The 20440-nt window shown below is 50.7% G+C and carries 22 protein-coding genes; 12 read left to right on the top strand and 10 right to left on the bottom strand.

The window, feature by feature from the left end:
* Nucleotides 1-4: 4 nt before the first annotated feature.
* The 3 genes from ACOTSW_RS11815 to ACOTSW_RS11805 are packed head-to-tail and all read right to left on the bottom strand — an operon-like array spanning nucleotide 5 to nucleotide 2246.
* On the bottom strand, nucleotides 5-805 hold the full coding sequence (locus ACOTSW_RS11815) for an adenosylcobinamide-GDP ribazoletransferase (protein ID WP_423679286.1): 801 nt from the start codon (nucleotides 803-805) through the stop codon (nucleotides 5-7).
* Nucleotides 805-1839, bottom strand: coding sequence for a nicotinate-nucleotide--dimethylbenzimidazole phosphoribosyltransferase (cobT, locus tag ACOTSW_RS11810; RefSeq protein ID WP_423679285.1), 1035 nt, complete (start codon nucleotides 1837-1839; stop codon nucleotides 805-807). Before cobT ends, ACOTSW_RS11815 begins: the two co-directional genes overlap by 1 nt.
* 8 nt (nucleotides 1840-1847) lie before the next feature.
* Nucleotides 1848-2246 carry a diacylglycerol kinase gene (locus tag ACOTSW_RS11805; protein WP_423679284.1) on the bottom strand — a complete coding sequence of 133 codons (399 nt, stop codon included), beginning with the start codon at nucleotides 2244-2246 and terminating at the stop codon, nucleotides 1848-1850.
* A gap of 315 nt (nucleotides 2247-2561) precedes the next feature.
* Here ACOTSW_RS11805 and ACOTSW_RS11800 point away from each other — a divergent pair, with 315 nt between their 5' ends.
* Nucleotides 2562-3341, top strand: a complete 780-nt coding sequence (locus ACOTSW_RS11800) for an IclR family transcriptional regulator (protein WP_423679283.1) — start codon at nucleotides 2562-2564, stop codon at nucleotides 3339-3341.
* Nucleotides 3342-3424: 83 nt separating this feature from the next.
* Here ACOTSW_RS11800 and ACOTSW_RS11795 read toward each other — a convergent pair whose 3' ends face one another.
* The 5 genes from ACOTSW_RS11795 to tkt form a co-directional block, all read right to left on the bottom strand.
* The gene (locus tag ACOTSW_RS11795; RefSeq protein ID WP_423679282.1) at nucleotides 3425-3883 is read right to left on the bottom strand and encodes a cache domain-containing protein; all 459 of its coding nucleotides are present in this window, start codon (nucleotides 3881-3883) and stop codon (nucleotides 3425-3427) included.
* Between the two features lie 233 nt (nucleotides 3884-4116).
* Nucleotides 4117-4797: a signal peptidase I gene (gene lepB / locus ACOTSW_RS11790; RefSeq protein WP_423679281.1), complete on the bottom strand. Its 681-nt coding sequence runs from the start codon at nucleotides 4795-4797 to the stop codon at nucleotides 4117-4119.
* A gap of 180 nt (nucleotides 4798-4977) precedes the next feature.
* Nucleotides 4978-5994 (bottom strand): type I glyceraldehyde-3-phosphate dehydrogenase, encoded by a 1017-nt coding sequence (gene gap, locus ACOTSW_RS11785; protein WP_176804895.1) that lies wholly within the window; start codon nucleotides 5992-5994, stop codon nucleotides 4978-4980.
* A 67-nt stretch (nucleotides 5995-6061) separates the two neighbouring features.
* Complete coding sequence (locus ACOTSW_RS11780) at nucleotides 6062-6670, bottom strand: GNAT family N-acetyltransferase (protein WP_423679280.1); 609 nt, start codon at nucleotides 6668-6670, stop codon at nucleotides 6062-6064.
* Between the two features lie 5 nt (nucleotides 6671-6675).
* Nucleotides 6676-8679: a transketolase gene (tkt, locus tag ACOTSW_RS11775; protein WP_423679279.1), complete on the bottom strand. Its 2004-nt coding sequence runs from the start codon at nucleotides 8677-8679 to the stop codon at nucleotides 6676-6678.
* A gap of 299 nt (nucleotides 8680-8978) precedes the next feature.
* Between tkt and ACOTSW_RS11770 the strand changes: the two genes are divergently transcribed.
* Nucleotides 8979-9704: a 16S rRNA (uracil(1498)-N(3))-methyltransferase gene (locus ACOTSW_RS11770; protein WP_423679278.1), complete on the top strand. Its 726-nt coding sequence runs from the start codon at nucleotides 8979-8981 to the stop codon at nucleotides 9702-9704.
* A gap of 27 nt (nucleotides 9705-9731) precedes the next feature.
* Here ACOTSW_RS11770 and ACOTSW_RS11765 read toward each other — a convergent pair whose 3' ends face one another.
* Nucleotides 9732-10007 (bottom strand): DUF3079 domain-containing protein, encoded by a 276-nt coding sequence (locus ACOTSW_RS11765; protein ID WP_423679277.1) that lies wholly within the window; start codon nucleotides 10005-10007, stop codon nucleotides 9732-9734.
* Between the two features lie 274 nt (nucleotides 10008-10281).
* On the opposite strand from ACOTSW_RS11765, the gene ACOTSW_RS11760 reads away from it, so the two are divergent.
* The 10 genes from ACOTSW_RS11760 to dut all read left to right on the top strand — a co-directional run bounded on the left by ACOTSW_RS11760 (nucleotide 10282) and on the right by dut (nucleotide 19963).
* Nucleotides 10282-10932, top strand: coding sequence for a DUF5610 domain-containing protein (locus ACOTSW_RS11760; protein WP_423679276.1), 651 nt, complete (start codon nucleotides 10282-10284; stop codon nucleotides 10930-10932).
* A gap of 423 nt (nucleotides 10933-11355) precedes the next feature.
* On the top strand, nucleotides 11356-12492 hold the full coding sequence (locus tag ACOTSW_RS11755; protein WP_423679275.1) for a methyltransferase: 1137 nt from the start codon (nucleotides 11356-11358) through the stop codon (nucleotides 12490-12492).
* Between the two features lie 89 nt (nucleotides 12493-12581).
* Nucleotides 12582-12794, top strand: a complete 213-nt coding sequence (locus ACOTSW_RS11750) for a hypothetical protein (protein ID WP_423679274.1) — start codon at nucleotides 12582-12584, stop codon at nucleotides 12792-12794.
* 24 nt (nucleotides 12795-12818) lie between these two features.
* Nucleotides 12819-13235: a hypothetical protein gene (locus ACOTSW_RS11745; protein ID WP_423679273.1), complete on the top strand. Its 417-nt coding sequence runs from the start codon at nucleotides 12819-12821 to the stop codon at nucleotides 13233-13235.
* Between the two features lie 45 nt (nucleotides 13236-13280).
* The gene (locus ACOTSW_RS11740; protein WP_423679272.1) at nucleotides 13281-13523 is read left to right on the top strand and encodes a hypothetical protein; all 243 of its coding nucleotides are present in this window, start codon (nucleotides 13281-13283) and stop codon (nucleotides 13521-13523) included.
* Nucleotides 13524-13689: 166 nt separating this feature from the next.
* Complete coding sequence (locus ACOTSW_RS11735) at nucleotides 13690-14670, top strand: bifunctional riboflavin kinase/FAD synthetase (RefSeq protein ID WP_423679271.1); 981 nt, start codon at nucleotides 13690-13692, stop codon at nucleotides 14668-14670.
* A gap of 52 nt (nucleotides 14671-14722) precedes the next feature.
* A complete protein-coding gene (gene ileS, locus ACOTSW_RS11730; RefSeq protein WP_423679270.1) occupies nucleotides 14723-17587 on the top strand; it encodes an isoleucine--tRNA ligase in 2865 nt (954 codons plus the stop codon).
* Nucleotides 17588-17726: 139 nt separating this feature from the next.
* Nucleotides 17727-18245, top strand: a complete 519-nt coding sequence (gene lspA / locus ACOTSW_RS11725) for a signal peptidase II (protein WP_423679269.1) — start codon at nucleotides 17727-17729, stop codon at nucleotides 18243-18245.
* Nucleotides 18246-18262: 17 nt separating this feature from the next.
* On the top strand, nucleotides 18263-19465 hold the full coding sequence (gene coaBC / locus ACOTSW_RS11720; RefSeq protein WP_423682304.1) for a bifunctional phosphopantothenoylcysteine decarboxylase/phosphopantothenate--cysteine ligase CoaBC: 1203 nt from the start codon (nucleotides 18263-18265) through the stop codon (nucleotides 19463-19465).
* A gap of 48 nt (nucleotides 19466-19513) precedes the next feature.
* The gene (gene dut, locus ACOTSW_RS11715; RefSeq protein WP_423679268.1) at nucleotides 19514-19963 is read left to right on the top strand and encodes a dUTP diphosphatase; all 450 of its coding nucleotides are present in this window, start codon (nucleotides 19514-19516) and stop codon (nucleotides 19961-19963) included.
* 196 nt (nucleotides 19964-20159) lie between these two features.
* Here the strand turns inward: dut and ACOTSW_RS11710 are convergent, their stop codons facing one another.
* On the bottom strand, nucleotides 20160-20438 hold the full coding sequence (locus tag ACOTSW_RS11710; protein WP_423679267.1) for a hypothetical protein: 279 nt from the start codon (nucleotides 20436-20438) through the stop codon (nucleotides 20160-20162).
* Nucleotides 20439-20440 lie beyond the last annotated feature (2 nt).

Genomic DNA, 20440 nt, shown 5'->3' with positions numbered 1-20440 from the left:
CAGCTTAAGGACTGGTACTGACAACGCGTGCCAGTACACCAAGATAAAAAGCGAGCTCAGATAGCTGCTGCACTGCCCCCAGGCAATCACCGGTATATCCGCCGATTTTTTTGAAAAATACGCGGGCCAGCCAGAAACTGGCCAGCAACATTAAAACCATTGCGGGCAACAAACGGTCTGTCATCAAAGGCTGCCAGAACAAAATAGCTCCAGCGGGTAGCAACACCGTCAGGCAAGCGATACCGAATTCATTTGAGGTCATCTTCTGCGCCAGTGGCTTGGCTTTTCCTTCCTGTTTCGCGTAACTGAGCAGCCAGATCAGACTACAGGAGAACAAACGCGACAATGGGTGAGCAAGCAGTAAAGCGGGTATGACCAACACGGTCGGCAAGCTCACCAGTACGATAAATTTACTCAATAACATCAGGCACATGCCAATCGCACCGTACGCACCGACACGCGAGTCTTTCATGATCTCCAGTACCCGTGCCGGTGTCATCCCGCCGCCAAATCCATCGCAGACGTCGGCAAACCCGTCTTCGTGAAATGCGCCAGTCAACAAAATACTTGCCACCATAGACATCAGGATTGCGACAGCGGCTGGCCACCATAACGATGCAATCGCATAGGTACTGGCCGCAACCGCACCGACTACCCAACCGACCGCAGGGAAATAACGTGAAGCATGGTGCAGCCAGGCAGGATCAAAGCCCACCCAGCCCGGAATAGGAATGCGCGTAAAGAACTGCAGCGCAATAAAAAACAAGCGCAGCTGATGTAGCGCATGCTGCCCTAACAGCGCCATCAGCCAGCACTCTTTTCGCTGACTTGCGCTGAACCAAATGTCGCCATCTGATTCAGGAAATTCACCGCTGCCTGCACCATAGGATAGACCAGTGCAGCCCCCGTACCCTCCCCCAGACGCAGATCGAGTTTCAGCACAGGATTTACCTGAAGCGCTTGCAGTAAGCGAGCATGACCACTTTCATCAGATTGATGGGAAAACACACAGTAATCGAGAATATCCGGTTGCAGTCGTGCAGTGACAAGCAAGGCGCTGCTGACAATAAACCCATCGATCAGCAAGACCTTACGACGTGCAGCCGCTTCCAGCATGGCTCCGGCCATCGTCGCAATTTCAAAACCGCCAAAACAAGCCAACACGTCAAGAGGCTCGCTTACACCGGCATGTAAGGCAACGGCTGCCTCAATAACCTTTTGCTTATGTCGTATGCCATCAGCAGATAATCCGGTACCGGCTCCGACACAATCGGCGACTGGCAGCGATGTCAATATATGCATCAACGCCGCAGCGGCCGTCGTGTTGCCGATACCCATTTCGCCAAAGCCAAGCACGTTACCGGGTAAAGCAGCAACCAGTTCACGCCCGTTCTGTATGGCCATTTGACATTGCTCCGGTGTCATCGCTGGCTGCTGTGCAAAATTACGTGTACCGGGGGCGACTTTACGTTGAATCAAACCGTTTTTCTGACCAAATTCATGATTCACGCCCGTATCGACAATCTGCAGCTCAATATTATTTTGTCTGGCAAACACATTAATTGCCGCGCCGCCGCTGAGAAAATTTTCAACCATCTGCCAGGTGACATCTTGCGGAAAAGCGGAGATTCCCTCTGCAACAACACCGTGATCGGCTGCAAACACAATAATGGCCGGGTCACGCAGCACCGGGTTAGTGGTTTGCTGTATCAGGCCGATTTGTAAGGCCAGTTGCTCTAGTCGCCCCAGACTTCCCAGCGGCTTGGTTTTGTGATTGATCGCATCGCTGAGCGCACTTTCCAGAGCGGCATCACGTGTCGTTAAAATTGTGGGTAACATGTTTTTTCTTATGGGTAAAAGCGATTGACTAAAATAACAGCCCAGGTACCGATTGCAATAAAAAAAGTCAGTAGTACAGCGGCACTGCCAAAGTCCTTGGCATTTTTAGACAGGGTGTGACGTTCGAGGGAAACTCTGTCCACCACCGCTTCAATGGCAGAATTCAGCAGCTCAACGACCAGAATCAGTAATAACACCGAAATCATCATCAGCTTCTCAATTGCGGATACAGGCAAACTCAGGGCAACAATAACACCAACTATCACCAGCACTAGTTCCTGGCGGAAGGCATGTTCGTTGATCCACGCTGAACGAAAGCCATCAATCGAATAAAAAAAAGCCGAAAAAATACGCCGCAAACCACTCTTACTTTTGAATTCGCTGATGGGTTGTTCCTGCTCGGACATCGTCATTCCTTGTGAGAAAAAAACAGCGGAGCCATTGATCGACTCTCGCCTCGCCGCCGGATTTTACATGACAAACATCCGCACACCATTTCAAAATGATGACGGTATCGTTTTACGGGTAATCACTTGCAATCAATATGCAATCCGGTTTTCTCTGCAAAAGTTATTTTTTCAACATAAAACCAATATCGTTTGCAGCGAATTTACATCGTTTTTTATTAAATTTCCGTTTCAGCCTCTTTTTTCGTTGCTGGGTCAATGACGATTTTTTCACATTGTGGTATAACTTGATTATTGCACTGCACCACCAAGATTATGAAAAACGACGCTCCTGCCTCAGAAAAAACTTCCATACAAGTCATAGAACGCATGGTTTCGCTGCTTGATGCGCTTGCGCATTATCAAGATCCGGTCAGTCTGAAAGAACTGGCATCAGAAACCGGCCTGCATCCTTCTACTGCTCACAGAATTTTGAATGATCTGGTCAAAACACGCTTTGTTGATCGCGCCGATACCGGCTATTACCAGTTAGGGATGCGCCTGCTTGAACTTGGTAATATCGTCAAGAGTCATCTGAACGTACGGGAAACCGCGCTGGAATTTATGCGCGCACTACACCGGCAGACTAACCAGACCATCAATCTGTCAGTGCGTCAGGGAGACGATATCGTCTACATTGATCGTGCGTTTTCCGAGCGCTCAGGCATGCAAGTAGTCCGTGCAATCGGTGGTCGCGCACCCTTACATCTGACATCGACAGGAAAATTATTTTTATCACTGGACGAGCCCAAGGCGATCAGGGCTTATGCGACGCGTACCGGTTTATCCGGTCACAATAAAAATTCGATCACGGATCTCGCCAAACTGGAAAAAGAACTGGCTGAAGTCCGTCAGACTGGTTATGCCAAAGATAATGAAGAACTGGAACTCGGTGTGCGCTGCATGGCTGCCGGTATTCACGACGACAGCGGAAAAATGATCGCCGGCCTTTCCATCTCGGCACCGGCAGATCGTTTGCAGGAAGACTGGAAGAACAATTTAATGGAAACCGCGCACCAGATTTCTGCGGCTCTGGGATATAAAGGACCACGCTGAGCCATTGCCGGAATATATAAAAAAACAGCGCTGGACCAGCGCTGTTTTTATTGCGATGAGCCAATTCAACTCACGGTAGCGTTTTATTTATAAGCACCACAGCCAACGAAATAATCGTCAATTTTTTCAAAATAACTGGATTTCGTTTCCAAGCCCTTGGTCACAGGATTAGGCCATTGGTAATCAATCCAGCCCTCATTCTTCGTTTTAAGCGTCGCAATCATTTCCTTGATAATCGGCTTGCCTTCAACTTTCAAGTCCATTAAATTTTTACCTATCATCTTGGGGTTCGCACCATGCGACAGGTTGACGCCGTTCATATCATAGACGAAAAGATACAGATCACGGTCATGAAAATCCTTGTTCGAAACATCGTTAAAATCGGCGAATGCTTTTTCTTTTCCGACCTTCTTAATATGAGCAATTCCTTTTTTGACCAATGCCTGAGCCTGCGCGGTAGAACCACGCTCATCTTTTGCCATGGCAGTCGTCATAAAAAATCCCATTACTGCCAACAAAAACAGCTTACTTACTAATTTCATGTTTTATCTCCTCATTTAGCACAGTGTCAACTGACTATGCATGTTTGTTATATTGCGTTAGCGCTCCAATGATTAATGAGTTGTTGTCTGTAGTCCAGCCTTAGTCGCTGTGCAGCGCAATAAATCTGTCGTTCTTTTGACTGATTTCACAAAAATCTACATTCTAAGAAAAAGCTACTCAGCAACAGCAATGAGGCAGGCTCGCCCGACTTCACCGGATGAGCCCGGCCTTACTATAGTTTTGCGCCGAAACGTTCAAAACGTGGCAGATAATAATCGTCACCGTTCAGAGAAAACATTAAACGCTTGACCTGTCCTGTAATCAGTTCTCTTTTAACAAACCCGATGTAACGAGAATCTTTGCTGTTGTCACGATTATCGCCAAGCATCAGATATTCGCCTTCCGGAACCCGTACCGGACCAAAATTACGCATGGATGCACGTTCAGGCATAACGATGATGTGATGATTGAGGCTGCCGAGCTGTTCTTTATAGACCTGCTGCAACCCGTTATATTCGCGTTGTGGTGTCAGTTGATCGGGAGTAGCAACCTGTGCTTCTTTGTAACTCGCACTCTGACCGTTAATCAGTAAGCGTTCATCGCGCATCTCAACGACGTCACCCGGTACAGCAATCAGGCGTTTAACTAACCGCGTACCATCCTCCGGAGATGAAAAAGTAACGATATCGCCACGCTGCGGATCGGATACATGCTTGAGAATGACATCCGTCAATGGGAGTTTGATATCGTATGCAATACGGTCACAAATCACCCTGTCGCCCTCGAGCAAAGTAGGATACATGGAGCTTGACGGTACGAGGTAATAATCAGCAAGAGCACCACGTACCAGTGCCATACCGAACATGAAAACGATAAAACCCTTGTTCTGTGAAAACAGTTTCTTCAATTTCATCGTATGGCTCCTGTTATGTATCGATTGCTGTGTTGTGTCGTATTTCAATAGCGTAGGCAGTCGTTAATCAAGACTGTTCCAGCCATCTTGCATTAAACTTTGATAAATCAAGTGTCATAACTCTTGAGACAAAAAAATACCCCGAAAGTTCGGGGTATTTTTTGCTATCAAAACGCAGAATTATTTTGCGCTCATCAGTGCCACAGTCGTGTCGAGCATACGGTTGGAGAAACCCCACTCGTTGTCGTACCAGCTGGATACTTTGACCAGACGACCGCCATTAACTTTAGTCAATGTTTCGTCATAGGTCGAAGATGCTGGGTTGTGGTTGAAGTCAACAGAAACCAACGGTGCTTTGTTGTAATCCAAAATACCTTTCAACGCGCCTTCGGATGCTTCTTTCAATACTTTGTTGATTTCTTCCACTGTCGTATCACGCTTAGCGATGAAAGTCAGATCAACGACCGAAACATTGATAGTTGGTACGCGCATTGCGTAGCCATCTAACTTGCCGTTCAACTCTGGCAAGACCAAACCAACTGCTGCTGCCGCACCAGTTTTAGTTGGGATCATGCTCATGGTTGCAGAACGTGCACGGCGCAGGTCTTCGTGCATCACGTCTGTCAAAACCTGGTCATTGGTGTAAGCGTGGATCGTTGTCATCAAACCGCTTTCGATACCGATCGCATCGTTCAATGGCTTAGCCAATGGTGCGAGGCAGTTCGTTGTGCAGGATGCGTTAGAAATGACTGTATCAGTCGCTTTCAATACACCGTGGTTCACACCATATACGACTGTTGCATCGACGTCTTTGCCGCCTGGCGCAGAGATGATGACTTTCTTTGCACCACCAGCCAAGTGAGCGGATGCTTTTTCTTTAGTCGTGAAGAAGCCTGTGCATTCCAGTACGACGTCAACATTCAGTTCGCCCCAAGGAATATTCGCAGGATTGCGTTCCGCAAATACTTTGATCTTGTCGCCATTGACAATCATAGAGTCGCCTTCAACCACGACTGTGCCAGGGAACTTGCCGTGGGCTGTGTCATAACGTGTCAGGTGAGCATTAGATTCTGCATTACCGAGGTCGTTGATCGCGACGATCTGGATCTCGTTCTTGAACTTACCACCTTCGTAGTGAGCGCGAAGGATGTTGCGGCCGATACGGCCATAGCCGTTGATTGCGACGCGAATCGTCATGTTTTTATCTCCAAAGGACTGAACAATAATAAAAGAACAATAAAAATTAAACTATTTTGCAAAAATCTCAGTGCAACGCACCCGATGTCGGCATCGCGTTCACCGATGCCATCAGCACAGACAGATCACGCCAGCCATAGCCGACTTCTTTCAAATCGGCGCCATCCCAGGTAAACGCTTGTTCATGCATTAAAACAGCACCCAGATCTTCGTAAAAATTACGGGCAATTGCGTTACCTGAAATCACCCAGACCAGCAAATTATCAGCGCCCTGTGCCTGTAATGTACGCGCAACCTTTTGCAGCAAACGACGACCAATGCCAGAACGCTGCCACGCAGGACGCAGATAAATTGCGGTCAGTTCAGCGCGCATACCCAGCTTTGGTTCCGGCAGCAGCATGCCAGAAGCAAAGCCGATAATGTGCCCTTCGCTTTCTGCAACATACACGCATACGCGCTCACCCGCAGCCGACAAGGCTTCCAGTATCTGCTTCCAATGCAGGAAGCTATCCTCAATGCGCATCTGATCCAGATACGTATCCGGAATCATGCCGCGATACGTGGTTTGCCAGCTTTCCACACGCACAGCGGCGATCGCTTCTGCGTCGGCGACTGTAGCACGACGCAGACTGACTTCTTTGATAAGGCTCACAGTGCTGTCAACTAAATCTGTCATCGTGCTTAAGCCAGTGTCGCCTTAACCTTGGCGACTACATTTTCAACTGTAAAGCCAAAATACTTGAACAGGACGCCAGCCGGAGCGGATTCGCCAAACGTGTCAATACCGACCACCGCGCCTTCCAGACCAACATATTTGTACCAGAAGTCCGTTACGCCAGCTTCAATCGCAATACGTGGCAAACCCTTGTCCAATACCGCAGTTTTGTAAGCAGCATCCTGACGATCGAATACATCCGTTGATGGCATCGACACCACGCGTACTGCAATACCCTGCTCCGCCAATGCTGCTGCGGATTTCACCGCCAGCTCGATTTCAGAACCAGTCGCAATCAGTACCGCTTTTGCATCTGCTGCATCTTGCAGAACATAGCCACCACGCTGAATGTCAGCGATTTGCTGTGCTGTACGCTCCTGATATGGCAAATTCTGACGCGAGAAAATCAGGGTCGATGGGCCATCTTTACGCTTCACAGCATGTGCCCAGGCAGCAGCAGACTCCACGGTATCGCACGGACGCCAGTTATCCAGATTCGGGATCAGACGCATGCTGGAAACATGTTCGACAGACTGATGCGTAGGACCATCTTCACCGAGACCGATAGAATCATGCGTGAAGACAAACAGCGTGCGGATTTTCATCAGCGCAGCCATGCGGATCGCATTGCGGCTGTAATCTGAGAACGTCAGGAAAGTCGCGCCGAAAGGAATATAGCCGCCATGCAAAGCGATACCATTCATGATCGCGCTCATGCCGAATTCGCGCACACCGTAATTGATATGATTACCCGCCTGATGACCACGAACGGCAACACATTCTTTCCAGTTCGTCAGGTTAGAACCGGTCAAGTCAGCGGAACCGCCAAGAAATTCTGGCAACGATGGGGCAAGAGCCTGAATCGCATTCTGACTCGCTTTACGCGTCGCGATGTTTTCTTTTTTCTCAACGCAGGCAGCGATCGCATTCGCAACCACTTCATCGAAATTCGCTGGCAAATCACCTTTCATACGGCGCGTCAGTTCAGCCGCTTTTTGCGGGAATTTTGCGCTGTAAGCAGCAAATGTGGTATTCCATTCGGCTTCCGCTTTGGTGCCGTCAGCTTTCGCATCCCATGCGGCATACACATCTGCAGGAATCTCAAACGGTGCATATTCCCAGCCGATATGAGCGCGTACGGCAGCAATTTCTTTATCGCCCAACGCTGCACCGTGCACATTGTGTGTGCCTTCCATGTTAGGCGAGCCTTTACCAATCACGGTTTTGCAGCAGATCAGCGTTGGTTTGGCCGATGTTTTTGCAGCTGCAATCGCAGCATCCACCGCTTTTGCATCGTGACCATCAATCGCACGAATAACATTCCAGCCATAGGCTTCAAAACGCTTAGGCGTGTCGTCAGTGAACCAGCCTTCGACGTGGCCATCAATTGAAATGCCGTTGTCATCCCAGAAAGCAATCAGTTTATTCAGTTGCAACGTACCGGCCAGCGAGCAGGCTTCGTGAGAGATACCTTCCATCAGGCAACCATCGCCCATGAACACATAGGTGTAGTGATCAATCACGGGCAAACCATCCTGATTGAATTCGGCTGCCAGTAATTTTTCAGCCAGCGCCATGCCAACCGCATTGGTGATACCCTGCCCCAGCGGACCGGTCGTCGTTTCCACGCCTGGCGTGACATGCACCTCCGGGTGTCCTGCTGTTTTCGAATGCAGCTGACGGAAATTTTTAATTTCATCCATAGACAGGTCGTAGCCTGTCAGATGCAGCAAGGAGTAATGCAACATCGAACCATGTCCATTCGAGAGCACAAAACGGTCGCGGTTAATCCATTGCGGATTCGATGGATTATGACGGTAGTGCCCCTTCCACAGTGCCACAGCAATATCTGCCATGCCCATCGGTGCGCCCGGATGACCGGAATTAGCTTTTTGTACTGCATCCATAGACAAGGCACGAATTGCGCTTGCCATCTTTGTGATTATTGCTGGCTGGAGAGATGAAATCATGGCGATAGAAGGTCTAGATGAGGAAACTGGTCAGTGAGCATGTTAGCGAGCGTCTTTAAAAAATGACATTCATGGCTCTGCAAAGCCCGATATTTTACCAGAGCACAGCGCCACACAATACAATTATGACTTTTGCATGACTGGTAGCAGCATGGATAACTCCCCTCTGCGCAGGATTATTTTCTTATGACGGAGTCAACGCGCCACTGTTTTATAATCGCCGCTGATTTCTTCATATAACTCTTGAGTAACTCTCGATTTAAGTCTTCATTCACCCTGTATTGCTCTAGCACCGACTTATGCCACGTTTTTTCTGCCCCGTCCCTCTCATCATTGGTGCTGTTATCGATTTACCGGAAACGGTCGCACATCACTTATTTGTGCTGCGCCTGCAAATGGGCGACACGATACAACTGTTCAATGGTGAAGGCGGTAGCTATGTTGCCAGCATCGCAGAAATTGCAAAAAAACGCGCAACAGCTGAAATAAAAGTGTTCTTACCGGAAGAAGTTGAACTCCCTTACAGTCTGACGCTGACGCAAGCCTTGCCGGAAGGCAGCAAGATGGACTGGATCATAGAGAAAGCGATGGAACTGGGCGTCTCTGCGATCCAGCCACTCGCGTCACAGCGCTGTGTTGTACGTTTATCCGCAGAACGGGCAGAAAAGAAACTCAGCCACTGGCAAGGCATTATCGTTGCCGCCGCCGAACAATCCGGCCGCAACCGCCTCGCCCATCTGTCTGCGCCGCTGGATCTGAGTAAATGGCTGGGGCAACAGGATATACATCAACGCATTATGCTGTCGCCGCGAGCAGAGCAATCGCTGGCCGATTGGAGCAGACATCACGCACCACAGGCAGTGAGCTTGCTGATAGGCCCTGAGGGAGGACTCACCGAAGAGGAAGAAGACTTTGCAAGCCGCCAGGGCGTGATCGCCCTGTCAATGGGCCCTCGAATCCTGCGTACAGAAACGGCCGGTCTCGCCGCCATCGCCGCGCTGAATGCTGCCTGGGGCGGAATGTAGAAACAGGAAGCTGACTCCTGCTATTCATCAATGATCATTACTCTTGCTGACATCGGTTGCTCCGCCTGCCTCTGCAGCGCCAGTGCTGTCAGTGGCGTCAGTCTTGTCGGCCCCGCCCACCGGAACGATCTGTATTACCGCACCAGGTTGCCAGTCTTGCCAGTCATCGCCAAATAATTCGGCCGGATGTGCGGTACGATCTGCGCCGTTACCACAGCGCATAGCATCAGCAGGGCAATACTCATCACACCCCCAGCAAATGCGCTCAGGGTTCTTGGGTTGAGCAGGAAACTTTTTTGCCATCGTCGCCACCGGTTTTACACCAATTGACTAATCCTAGCGCAATCCGGACGATACTTCCTTGATCCAGAACCGGATTTTCGGGATTCGCCGGAATTCATAACATGAACAGCAACGCCCGTTCGCAACGATAGACGACCAGTACCGCATCAATACGATAAAAGCACGAAGCAAACTTGCTGAAAAATAACTCACAATAAAATTATAGAAACAGCGTTTTCTGTCGTTAAGGGAAAACGGAGATAGTCATCTCTGACCTTATTACTGGGAGCGCAACATGGATCTGAGTGTATCTGGTGTCAACACGACCACGCCGGCAACACTGGCAAAACCAACGACCGTCAAACGGACGGATAGTAATGACCAGAATGCGGGCAATGCGGTACAGGGAGACAAAGTCAGCCTCGCGTCCGGCTCCGGCGTAACAGATTCGCCGGTCTATGCAGATCCCCGAACCAGAGCAGCATCAAGCTCGGACGTCGCCGCCGTAGTCGAAGAAGCCAACCGTAAGGCACAACAAATTACGGATATGATCAAATCCGCGGTGCAGCAGCAGGGCTTGCAGTTATCCAAGGTCGTCAGCGGTGAACAGAAAATCACTGCCTCAGCAGATGATATCAAAGCTGCGCAGGCCGCGATTGCTGATGGCGGTGAATTCAGCCCGCAAAAAACTGCGGAACGTATTCTGACTTTTGCCAAGGCGGCTATCGGTGGTGATCCGGCGAAATTACAGAAAATCCGTGACGCAGTGGAAAAAGGCTTCAAGGAAGCAGCTGAAATTCTGGGCGGCAGCCTGCCGGATATCAGCCAGCGCACTTTGCAAGCAGTACGTGCAGAATTCGATCGCTGGCAGTCGGAAGGGATACCGACTGGCGATACGGTCAGTTTGTCATCCCCGGCAACTGCGTCCGCAACAGTGAAGAAATAAGATCCATTTCATCAGAAACGCTGCTGTCCCCCTGAACGCAGCGTTTTTGATGTGAATGCCAGTGCACTCCGAGATACAGAATATCCCTAACTGCCTCTGCATTGTCAGACAAAACTGCGCCCCCCCTATTTACATATACTGGGCAGGAGTATGTGTAAAAACCAGTCCATACCCTAAGTAAAATAAGGGGCATCTGAATATACTTCCCCCACTCTCAAAGCAGCGTATCCATCCTGCTGATGACTCTGCTCAGCACGTTGATGCCGCTACGTTCTTCACGCTGTGATCCCGTCCGGTCAATCACGATGACGTAATGACGCCGAATCTTTGTTTGCGAATACGCCTCAGGTACAATCGCGCCCCGGCCCGCGAAATGATGCGTGCGACCATATTTCAACACATTCAGCAAACAACAGGCTCAGCATGAACTCACCTACTCCACAATTGCAATGGACAGAAAACGACGAAGTACGCAGTTGTCGCTGGCATGCAGAGAACGGCGCACCGCCGCCAAAACGGGTGCAGATCGCTGATGACCGCATGAGCACGGAAGTCGCCTACAAGCTGGCTTGCGAAGGAACCGCCTTGTTGTGGCGCGGTGATTTTCAGAATGCCAAACAATTATTGCAGGCACTCGCCCGTCGTATCGACAAAAAACCGGCTGGCAAAAAAAAGAACGTTGCGACGACTGCCGCCGAAGCCTTCCATTTACACCGGCAGGCTCAGTCACAGCGCGCGCGGGTGCTGGCCATGGTGTTAATTCCATTCGAGGTGGATTACCGTATTCCCCTGCGCCGCGCGCCAGATGTTGTTACTGCCTGCACCGAAGCCTATGGCGCACCTGACACCGCATTTGTGACTTCATTACGTGAATTACTCGGCATCATCGGCGCCCATGAATGGCGTAAAAATGGCGTGAACATTGCGCCACTAGGGGCAAAAATCCATCCGCATTACGGCGTGTTTTCTCCGGTACGCGGGGAATATCTCGATCTGCTGGCAAAAGCGCCACTGCCGTCCAACGAACTGGCATTCGATATCGGCACAGGTACCGGGGTCGTCTCAGCATTGCTGGCAAAACGTGGCGTCAGAAAAATCATCGCGACCGACCTTGATCCACGCGCCTTGCGCTGCGCAAGCGACAATGTCGAGCGGCTTGGACTAACAACACAAGTCGAATTGCAGCAAACTGATTTATTCCCCGAAGGTAAAGCACCGTTAATCGTCTGTAACCCGCCTTGGTTGCCAGCGCGTCCAAATTCGGCCATAGAACACGCCATTTATGATCCGGAAAGTCGCATGTTGCGAGGCTTTCTGGCCGGTGTTGCTGATCATCTGGAAGCCAACGGCGAAGCCTGGCTGATCATGTCTGATTTTGCAGAACATCTGGGCTTACGTACCCAGACTGAACTGTGGGACTGGATAAGCGCAGCGGGTCTCATCGTCGCGGGAAAAATGGACATCAAACCACGTCATCCGAAATCCACCGACAGCAATGATCCCTTGCATACGGCACGGGTCAAAGAAGTAACCTCGTTATGGCGTCTGAAAATAAAATAAACCCTGCTATTGTCATCACATATCGGTAATTAAAATCAGTAATTAACCGCGTCACTCTTGATTTATATTTAGTCCGCACACCAACTATCATGAATAAACCAGCCCGTATCCTGACTTTCAAATGTAAAAAATGCAGTAAATCTGTACAGGTATTTTTGCAAAAAGTCTCTGCCTGCTCACACATACAACCGTATCAAGGCATCTGCACCTGCGGTGAAGTGATGAAACACGCAACCGGCAACAAAGAAGCAGTCGAGTCCTACCTGAATTCAAATGACGTCACCTGGTCACATCATCACTAAGATAATTTACGGGACAAAACAGTCATGCCCACACCTCCGTCACAAGCAGAACAATGGCTGAGCGATGCGCAAGCCGCCGTTACAAGGCAGGAACCTGCATTCGCGTTAGAGAAATATCTGCAGTTTTTTGAGCATGCATTGGAAGAAAATCCGGCGCTCAGCGCTGTCAGGCTTTCGTTTTGTCTGAGTGGGTGGGCTGATCTGGCTAGAAATTATCCGCCCGCACAACTGAAACTGGAACAGCATTGCGAGCAAAGCCTGCAGCAGTTCATGGCGACCGGGCTTACTTCTGACTTCCACGATTACCTCAGTATTTGTCGTTGCCTGAACACGTCTGATGCGGCACTCGAGACATTTTGCCGGATTCACGAGACCCACCCGGCTTTGGCAGCCAGCGTCCACGACCTGATTTGGGCGCAACTGGCCGAAGCGGAAAAATGAAGTGTTTGCGCCCGTTATCTGGACGACTATCAGAAAAAGTATGAGTTGGCGTTAGAAGTGTATCTGGGTTCGATGAGCATCGCGCAAAAGCATCCCGACGCCGGCGACGAATTCATCACTATCTGTCAACAGCGGTTCGCCGACCATATTCGCCATTTAATCTCCGCGCTCGAACATACTGGTCGGCAGCAACAGGCAAGCGACATTTGTGGACTTGCCAATCAGGCAGTCATCACGCATCAGATTCCGCTTGAGCTTTTTACCTGCGCTGGCGGGAGCCAACAATAAGCAGCAGTCCAAACGAAAATTGGCACTGGCAGCGGTATAAAACGAACGATCAATGCGTAGAAAACGCTCAGGATCGCACTGAATCCGCCCAGAAATCGCGTTTTACACGGCTTGTCCGGGCGAAAGCATTTATAATCTACCGCTTTGCAGCAGTTTTCTGGACACAATGAAGGTATTCCGCGGACTTCCGAATGCAGCCTCCCGTGCCGCTTGTGCATTGGCGATAGGTAATTTTGATGGGGTGCATCTTGGCCATCAGACTTTGCTCGCTCATTTGCGTGCAGCAGCTGATCGTCTCGGTATCGAGGCTGCGGTGATGACGTTTGAACCACATCCGCGCGCGTTCTTTGCCAAACTGGCTGGCGATTTATCAAAAGCACCTGCACGCATTGCCAACCTGCGCGACAACCTGACTTCGCTACAAAACGCGAATGTTGACCGTGTCATCGTCGAACACTTCAACGCCCACTTTGCCTCACTGTCGCCACAAGACTTTATAGAAAAAGTGCTGGTCGAAGGTTTGCACGTGAAATGGCTGATGGTCGGTGAAGATTTCTGCTTCGGCGCCAAACGTGCGGGCAGTATCTCGATGCTGGAAGCCGCCGGAAAAATTCATGGCTTTGAGGTCGTAACCTTAGCTTCCGTACAAAATAAAGGTGTCAGAATTTCTTCCTCAGCGGTACGCGCGGCGCTGGCACAAGGAGATTTCGAGGAAGCACAGGCTTTACTTGGACATCCTTACCGCATATCCGGTCATGTGACGCATGGACAGAAACTGGGCCGGACCATCGGTTTTCCGACGCTGAATTTACGTATCGCACATCATCGCCCCGCGCTGACCGGTATTTTTATCGTACAGGTGCATGGTCTTGCCGAACAGCCACTGCCTGCGGTCGCCAGCCTGGGCGTGCGCCCTACCGTGGATGACAGCGGCCGTGTCCTGTTAGAAACGCATGTCTTTGACTACAGTGGCAATGCTTACGGCAAAATCGTACAGATCGAATTTTTACGGAAACTGCGTGACGAAGAAAAATACATCGATCTGGCAACGCTGACCGCCGCGATACAACGTGATGCAGATAACGCACGCGCTTATTTCCGCGCGACGACACGCATACCAGCCAATAACGCTACTGACCGAATTTGAAGAAACACCGCAGGGTTTTTCTTCCACCTCTCTATTTACAAGAAAATTCATCATGTCTGAAAACAAAGCGGCTAAATCTGCCAGTAAATACCCGGTCAACATGACCGAAACTGCCTTTCCTATGCGTGGCGACCTCGCTAAACGCGAACCGAAATGGGTTAAGGAATGGCAGGATAAAAAAATCTATCAGCGCATCCGTAAAGCCAGCGCCGGTCGCCCTAAATTTATTCTCCACGACGGTCCTCCATACGCCAATGGCGACATCCACATTGGCCATGCCGTCAATAAAATTCTGAAAGACATGATCGTCAAAGCCCGCAACATGGCAGGCTTTGACGCGCAATACGTGCCCGGCTGGGATTGCCATGGCATGCCTATCGAAATTCAGATCGAAAAACTGTATGGCAAGAATCTGCCTGTCGGTGAAGTGCAGGCAAAAGCGCGTGCTTATGCTAATGAACAAATCGAGCGCCAAAAGGTGGATTTCATCCGTCTCGGCGTGCTCGGTGAGTGGGATAACCCCTACAAAACTATGAATTTCAGTAACGAAGCCGATGAAATCCGCGCGCTCGGCAGCTTGTTGGAAAAGGGCTATGTTTATCGCGGTCTGAAGCCGGTCAACTGGTGTTTCGACTGCGGCTCGGCACTCGCTGAAGCGGAAGTTGAATACGAAAACAAACGCGATCCGTCGATCGACGTCGGCTTTCCTTTCGCAGAACAAGATAAACTCGCCACCGCATTCGGACTGGACAAACTGCCACATGAGCATGGTTACTGCGTCATCTGGACCACCACGCCATGGACCATTCCGTCGAATCAGGCGCTGAACATGCACCCGGAAATCACTTACGCTCTGGTCGAGACTGTTCGTGACGGTGCTCCCTTACTGCTGATCCTGGCACAGGATCTGGTTGCAGACTGCCTTGCCAAATACGAACTCGAAGGCAAGATCATTGCAAGCTGCGCCGGTACTGCTTTAGCCGGAATCAGATTCAAACATCCGTTCGCCTCGCTGGACGCGGGCTATGATCGTTTTTCGCCTGTTTATCTGGGTGATTACGTCAGCACCGAAACCGGTACCGGTATCGTTCACTCGGCACCTGCATACGGTATCGAAGATTTCCTGTCATGCAAAGCGCATGACATGAAAGACGAAGACATCATCGCGCCTGTCATGGGCGACGGTAAATTTGCCTCCAGCCTGCCATTCTTTGCTGGTATGACGATTTGGGAAGCCTCCAAACCTATCTGCGACAAACTCAGAGAAGTCGGATCGCTGTTCTCCCTGAAAATGTTTGACCACAGCTACATGCATTGCTGGCGTCATAAAACGCCGATCATCTATCGTGCAACATCGCAATGGTTTGCCAGCATGGACAACACGCCGAAAAACGGTGGCGACTCCCTGCGTCAGACTGCGCTGAAAGCCATTGATGAGACGGCGTTTTATCCTGGCTGGGGTAAAGCACGTCTGCATGGCATGATCGCCAACCGCCCCGACTGGACCTTGTCACGCCAGCGTCAGTGGGGCGTACCTATGGCGTTTTTCCTGCATAAAGAAACAGGGCAGTTGCATCCACGCACACCTGAACTGCTGGAACAAGTCGCTCAGCGCGTAGAAAAAGAAGGTATAGAAGCCTGGCAAAAAATTGAAGTTGCCGACCTGCTCGGTGATGAGGCCGGAATGTATGTCAAAAACCGCGACACGCTGGATGTCTGGTTTGACTCCGGTACAACACATCAGACGGTGCTGCGCGGCTCACATAAAGAGCAATTGCAATTCCCTGCTGATCTGTACCTCGAAGGTTCCGATCAGCATCGTGGCTGGTTCCATTCTTCTTTGCTGACGTCAAGTATGCTCAACGGCCGTGCGCCGTATAAAGCTTTGCTGACCCACGGTTTCGTGGTGGATGGCGAAGGCAAGAAAATGTCTAAGTCCAAAGGCAACGTGGTCGCTCCGCAAAAAATCTCAGACACCTTAGGTGCGGATATTCTGCGTTTATGGGTCGCATCGACCGACTATTCCGGTGAACTCTCGATCTCGGATGAAATTCTGAAACGAGTGACAGAAGCCTATCGCCGCATCCGTAATACCTTGCGCTTCTTGCTGGCGAACACCTCCGATTTCAATGCAGCAAAAGATGCAATCGCTATCACCGATCTGCTGGAAATCGACCGCTACGCGATCGCTAATATGGCAGTATTGCAAACAGAAGTACTCACTCACTACGATGCCTATGAATTCCATCCGGTAGTCAGCAAACTGCAATCGTATTGCTCAGAAGACCTCGGCGGCTTCTACCTCGATATTCTGAAAGACCGTCTGTATACCAGCGGCACAACATCGCATGCGCGCCGTTCTGCGCAGACAGCGATCTGGCATATCACTCAATCGCTGCTGCGCCTGATGGCACCGATGCTGTCTTTCACAGTCGAAGAAGCATGGCAATTCTTTGCTGATGCTGACGCGTACAAAGGCAGTGATGAAACCATCTTCACCCAAACTTATTACCAGTTGCCGGCAATCGCGGATGCTGATGTCCTGCTCGCCAAATTCAATACTTTGCGCAACGTTCGTGCCGACGTGACGAAGCAACTCGAAGAAGTCCGGGTATCCGGTGCAATCGGTTCTTCACTGCAGGCAGAAGTTTCGATCAAGGCTGCAGGCGAAAAATTTGCGGCACTCAGCAGTCTGGAAGACGACCTGAAATTCACGCTGATCACTTCCGCCGCTACCGTTGAACAGGTAGCGACCGAGGCTGAAGAAACCGTCGTTGTAACACCATCCAAATATGAAAAATGCGAGCGTTGCTGGCATTATCGTGCAGACGTCGGCAGCCACGCGGAACACACAGGTCTATGTGGCCGTTGCGTCAGCAATCTGTTTGGTGCGGGTGAAAAGCGCCGCTTTGCTTAAGCGCTCATCCTGACCGTATCAGGCCGTGCTTATTCTGCCCGGCCTGATACGGTGAAGCTGGTAAAATTTCCTCATCCTGCCTTGCTGCATAGCTTTTGGCGCGGGCGACGTTCATTCTCATCTTCATCGCAGACTTTTCATGGCTACCAAAAAACGTACGAATCTTTCTGCAGTCAGTGTTCACTCCGGCTCGTCCCTGATCCCGTGGTTAGGATTTGCCACCATCATTATCCTGCTTGACCAGGTCAGCAAAATCACTATCACCAAGTTATTTGCCTATGCTGAATCGCTGAGCGTGACTTCATTTTTTAATCTGACGCTGGTCTATAACAAGGGTGCGGCATTCAGTTTTCTGGCAGCAGAATCCGGCTGGCAACGCTATTTCTTTACCGCGATAGGGCTGGTTGCTGCAGCGTATATCACCTATCTGCTGAAGCGCCACGCTACACAAAAACTGTTTTGCACGGCGCTGGCCTTGATTATGGGTGGTGCGTTGGGGAATGTAATCGACCGTCTGCTCTATGGTCATGTGATTGATTTTCTGGACTTCCACTACCAGGAGATCTATCACTTCCCGGCTTTCAATATCGCGGATAGTGCGATCTGTGTCGGTGCAGCATTATTCATTCTCGATGAATTGCGCCGCGTCAAAAAATAAGGAGTGCTGACATGAGCCTGCGATTGACTGGCAAAAAAATTGTGCTTGGTATGACAGGTGGGATCGCCTGTTACAAGGTCGCCGAATTAACACGCTCCTTAAGCAAAGCAGGCGCTCACGTGCAGGTGGTGATGACACAGGCAGCAATGCAGTTCATCACGCCGGTGACCATGCAAGCTTTGTCCGGTCATACGGTATTTACCGATCAGTGGGATGCGCGGATTCATAACAATATGCCGCATATCGATCTGACGCGCGATGCCGACGCAATCATCATTGCGCCCTGCAGCACTGACTTCATGTTCAAACTCGCACATGGTGCTTGCGACGATTTACTGTCGACGCTGTGCGTCGCACGTCCGCGCCACGTCCCCTTATTGATCGCGCCGGCGATGAATGTTGAGATGTGGCAGAACCCCGCAACCCAACGCAACCTCGCCCTGATTGAAGAGGACGGCATACAGGTTCTTGGCCCGGCAGCAGGTGAGCAGGCCTGTGGTGAGACAGGTATGGGACGCATGCTGGAACCTGAGCAATTACTCACAGAAATCATCGCGGCATTCCAGCCCAAAATCTTGGCCGGTAAGCACGTGCTTATTACCGCCGGCCCGACTTTTGAGCCGATTGATCCTGTGCGCGGCATCACCAATTTATCCTCCGGCAAAATGGGCTATGCGCTGGCGCTGGCAGCCTGGGAAGCCGGCGCACAAGTGACGCTGGTGTCTGGTCCGACTGCGCTTGCAGCACCGCATGGTGTGCGCCGTATTCATGTGCAGACTGCGCAGCAGATGCATGATGCCGTGCTGAAAAGCCTGGCACAAAACAAGCAGGATATTTTTGTTGCCGTCGCCGCCGTGGCCGATTGGCGCGTTGCCAATGCGAGTGAGCACAAACTGAAAAAAACGCAGCACGATGACACGCCGCAACTGGTGTTCGCACAAAACCCGGATATTCTGGCGACCGTTGCCGCGATGCCCGGCGCGCCCTACTGCGTCGGCTTTGCAGCGGAATCAGAAAACCTGCTGGAATATGGCGCGGCGAAACGCATCAAGAAAAATATACCGCTGCTGGTGGGCAATATCGGTCACCATACTTTCGGCAAAGACGATAACGAACTCGTTATATTTGACGAACATGGTCACACCGGTCTGCCTCGCGCTGACAAGCAAACGCTGGCAATTCAGTTGCTGGCTGAAATCGCGCGACGCTTGCCGCACTAAATGAGCGCGGCGGCGTATCCCTTTTATGTTTTCTTTGTCTGAATTTTTATGAAAAATATCGACCTCAAAATTCTTGATCCGCGCATGAAAGATTTACTGCCGGCTTACGGCACCCCCGGCAGCGCGGGACTCGATCTGCGTGCGTGTCTGGACGAGTCTGTCACAATACAACCCGGTGAGACAGTCTTAATCCCGACCGGACTGGCAATCCACATTGCTGATCCGGGTTACGCCGCAATGATCCTGCCACGCAGCGGCATGGGTCACAAAAACGGCATCGTACTGGGTAATCTGGTCGGCTTAATCGATTCTGATTATCAAGGTCAGCTGATGATCTCGACCTGGAATCGCGGACACAGCGCATTCACTTTGAATCCTATGGAGAGACTGGCGCAATTAATCATCGTTCCTGTGGTTCAGGTCGGCTTCAACATCGTCGAGGAGTTTGGCGACAGCGAACGCGGTGAAGGCGGCTTTGGCAGCACCGGTAAGCATTAGCAGAAACGGTCGTCAAATGACGATACTCCCCCTATTTTTTTGAATTTTCGCCTTTACCTCCGCATAAAATAAGGACTCTGAAATATACCCCGGGGAGTATATAAACAAGCCGACAGAGGACGATGCGCCGGTGACGGGCATCAGCAATGACACCACGGGCGACAAGGCACACAAAAACCGGAGCTGGCGCCGGTTTTTATTTCTTCATTTTGCGGCTGCGACCTGCGGATTCGCGCAGCAAGGTGTAATTCCAGGTATCTTCATGCGGACCGGTATCTGAGGCGACGCAAATCAGGAACGTATCGTCTTCATCTTTCATCCGGCGACCGATTGCCGTATATTTTTTTTCGGAGTTGCGCCGGTCATAGACGTCGACCTCGACTTCCTTACCTTCCAGCGCGGCAGGTGATAAGACCGCATTCACCGTCTTCGTCGTGTAATCCAGCACATACAAGGGAGCAACAAAACTACCCATGA

It is taken from the genome of Undibacterium sp. WLHG33, from assembly GCF_049544815.1.
Classification (GTDB): Bacteria; Pseudomonadota; Gammaproteobacteria; order Burkholderiales; family Burkholderiaceae_D; genus Undibacterium.
Note: the sequence above shows the minus strand (reverse complement) of the source record. Positions and strands in the feature narration are given on the sequence as shown.